Genomic DNA, 3,057 nt, shown 5'->3' with positions numbered 1-3,057 from the left:
ATTTAATTCCCGGCGGCGACCTACTCTCCCACATAGCTACCCATGCAGTACCATCGGCCCAGAGGGGCTTAACTTCCGTGTTCGGGATGGGAACGGGTGTGACCCCCTCGGCATAGCCACCGAGAAATCGTTTGTAAGGGCGGTTTGCAAACCGCCCTTACGATTCTATCTCGTCAATTGCATAATAATGTATTTGGCGTTTGATTGTAGTTCGATTGATTTGATTAATGGTTCGGGGGGAGGGTTACTCCCCCCTTACCTGATTAATTTTTTATGGTCAAGCCTCACGGCCGATTAGTACCGGTCAGCTGAACACATTACTGTGCTTACACACCCGGCCTATCAACGTTGTAGTCTCCAACGGGCCTTCAGGGGTTGTTACACCCAGGGATACCTAATCTTGAAGGAGGCTTCCCGCTTAGATGCTTTCAGCGGTTATCCGTTCCGTACATAGCTACCCAGCGACTGCTCCTGGCGGAACAACTGGAACACTAGAGGTACGTCCATCCCGGTCCTCTCGTACTAAGGACAGCTCTTCTCAAGTATCCTGCGCCCACGGTAGATAGGGACCAAACTGTCTCACGACGTTTTAAACCCAGCTCGCGTACCGCTTTAATTGGCGAACAGCCAAACCCTTGGGACCTACTTCAGCCCCAGGATGCGATGAGCCGACATCGAGGTGCCAAACCTCCCCGTCGATGTGAACTCTTGGGGGAGATCAGCCTGTTATCCCCGGAGTACCTTTTATCCGTTGAGCGACGGCCCTTCCATACAGAACCGCCGGATCACTAAGACCTACTTTCGTACCTGCTCGACTTGTTGGTCTCGCAGTCAAGCTCCCTTATGCCTTTACACTCTACGGCTGGTTTCCAATCAGCCTGAGGGAACCTTCGCGCGCCTCCGTTACTCTTTGGGAGGCGACCGCCCCAGTCAAACTACCCACCAGACAGTGTCCCCGACCCGGATGACGGGCCTGGGTTAGACACCCAAAACAACCAGGGTGGTATTTCAAGGTTGGCTCCACCGATACTGGCGTACCAGCTTCAAAGCCTCCCACCTATCCTACACAAACTGTTTCGAATGTCACTGTCAAGCTGTAGTAAAGGTTCACGGGGTCTTTCCGTCTTACCGCGGGTACTCGGCATCTTCACCGAGAATTCAATTTCGCTGAGCCACTGGTTGAGACAGCGCGGAAATCGTTACGCCATTCGTGCAGGTCGGAACTTACCCGACAAGGAATTTCGCTACCTTAGGACCGTTATAGTTACGGCCGCCGTTTACCGGGGCTTCAGTTCAAAGCTTCGCTTGCGCTAACAAATCCCCTTAACCTTCCGGCACCGGGCAGGCGTCAGACCCTATACGTCGACTTTCGTCTTTGCAGAGTCCTGTGTTTTTAGTAAACAGTCGCTACCGCCATTTCTCTGCGACCTCCGTCGGCTTCACGTGCGAATCGCTACACCTAGTGGAGGCACACCTTCTCCCGAAGTTACGGTGTCATTTTGCCGAGTTCCTTAACCAGTGTTCTCTCAATCACCTTAGGATTTTCTCCCCGCCCACCTGAGTCGGTTTACGGTACGGTCTCCTGCTATCTGAAGCTTAGAGGCTTTTCTTGGAAGCATGGGATCAACGACTTTGTGAGCATACGCTCTCGTCATCACGCCTCGACGTTGTATGGGAAAGCGGATTTGCCTGCCTTCCCCGTCTACACGCTTGAACCGGGACAACCAGCGCCCGGATCGCCTACCCTTCTCCGTCCCCCCATCGCAATAGCAAGAGGTACAGGAATATTAACCTGTTTCCCATCAACTACGCCTTTCGGCCTCGCCTTAGGGACCGACTAACCCTCCGCAGATTACCTTTACGGAGGAAACCTTGGGCTTTCGGTGACAAGGTTTCTCACCTTGTTTTTCGCTACTCATGTCAGCATAATCTCTTGTGATATCTCCAGCCGTCCTTACGGTCGACCTTCGCAGACTTACACAATGCTCCCCTACCGCTCATATCTTAAGATATAAACCCGCAGCTTCGGTACTATGCTTAGCCCCGTTACATTTTCCGCGCAGACCCACTTGACCAGTGAGCTATTACGCTTTCTTTAAAGGGTGGCTGCTTCTAAGCCAACCTCCTGGTTGTCTGGGCGTTTCCACATCGTTTTCCACTTAGCATAGATTTTGGGACCTTAGCTGGCGATCTGGGCTGTTTCCCTTTCGACTACGGATCTTATCACCCGCAGTCTGACTCCCGTGATAACAGTTGATGGTATTCGGAGTTTGGTTGGGTTTGGTAATCTGGTAGGACCCCTAGCCCATCCAGTGCTCTACCCCCATCACTTACTTCACGAGGCTATACCTAAATATATTTCGGGGAGAACCAGCTATCTCCGAGTTTGATTAGCCTTTCACTCCTATCCACACCTCATCCCCTGGCTTTTCAACGCCAGTGGGTTCGGGCCTCCACGAAGTGTTACCTTCCTTTCACCCTGGACATGGATAGATCACCCGGTTTCGGGTCTACTCCCAGCAACTAAAACGCCCTATTAAGACTCGCTTTCGCTGCGGCTCCACTCTATGAGCTTAACCTTGCTACTGAGAGTAACTCGCTGACTCATTATGCAAAAGGCACGCGGTCACACTGGCTTACGCCATAGTGCTCCCACTGCTTGTAGGCATACGGTTTCAGGTTCTATTTCACCCTCCTCATCGGAGTACTTTTCACCTTTCCCTCACGGTACTAGTGCACTATCGGTCAGAGAGTAGTATTTAGCCTTGGGAGATGGTCCTCCCGGATTCCCACCAGGTTTCACGTGCCTGGCGGTACTCGGGGACACCCTAGGGTGAATCAAGGTTTCGGATAAGGGGCTATCACCCACTATGGCCGGACTTTCCAGACCGTTCTCCTACCCATCATCAATCCCATGTCGGGGCCCCACAACCCCGGTTTCACCGAAGTAAAACCGGTTTGGGCTGTTCCGCGTTCGCTCGCCGCTACTTACGGAATCACTATTGTTTTCTTTTCCTGCGGGTACTTAGATGTTTCAGTTCCCCGCGTTCGCCTCAT

General features: G+C 52.4%; 2 rRNA genes (1 of these 2 running past the window's edge). Both read right to left on the bottom strand.

What is annotated here, in order from left to right:
- Nucleotides 1-7 precede the first annotated feature (7 nt).
- A 5S ribosomal RNA gene (gene rrf, locus OR1_RS20315) occupies nt 8-124 on the bottom strand.
- A 149-nt stretch (nt 125-273) separates the two neighbouring features.
- A 23S ribosomal RNA gene (locus tag OR1_RS20310) occupies nt 274-3,057 on the bottom strand; it runs 174 nt beyond the window's last position.

The sequence above is a fragment of the Geobacter sp. OR-1 genome (assembly GCF_000813145.1).
Lineage (GTDB): Bacteria > Desulfobacterota > Desulfuromonadia > Geobacterales > DSM-12255 > Geoanaerobacter.
The sequence above is the reverse complement of the archived record's forward strand: the minus strand, read 5'-3'. Positions and strand labels throughout refer to the sequence as shown.